Raw genomic sequence first — 460 nt, forward strand, 5'->3', positions numbered from 1 at the left:
ATCTAGGGCAGGAACGTCAACGGCCAAACCGTTGGTGTGCGTGCTCCGTCAGGCTCTTGTTTGTTGCTGTGTTGCTGCTTGCTTCGCTCTGCGTCTTGCCGCGTACCCACTACAGCGTTCGTATCCAGATGGTGTGGCCGTTGATGCCCTAGATGGCGCCTTGAATTTCTGTTGCAAGGAGGAAAAAGGAAGGGAAACTGTTTGAGCGAAGCGAGTTTTTCCCTTCCCCTCCCTGCGACAGAAATTCAAGGAATGTTTCGCTATCTCGGGCGCGCCTTTCTTTGCTTACTTTCTTTGGCAAGACAAAGAAAGTGAGTCAGCCCCGGCAGGGGATGAAACAAGGGATGAACCAACAACACAGAAACCAAAGTCCATCCCCGCAACCAAGCAATATCAGGCGATGTCGTGGTTCGACATGATCTCAATCGCCCGGCACAGCGCCGAGTGATCCTGCTTACCC

Annotated in this window: 1 protein-coding gene; it reads right to left on the minus strand. The window is 53.0% G+C overall.

Annotated elements, in window-relative coordinates; translation table 11 throughout:
- Positions 1 to 260: 260 nt before the first annotated feature.
- The coding region (locus tag ACVA58_RS27780; RefSeq protein WP_446513482.1) for a hypothetical protein at positions 261 to 460 on the minus strand (200 nt) is incomplete at its 5' end.

Source organism: Photobacterium sp. DNB22_13_2, assembly GCF_052873915.1.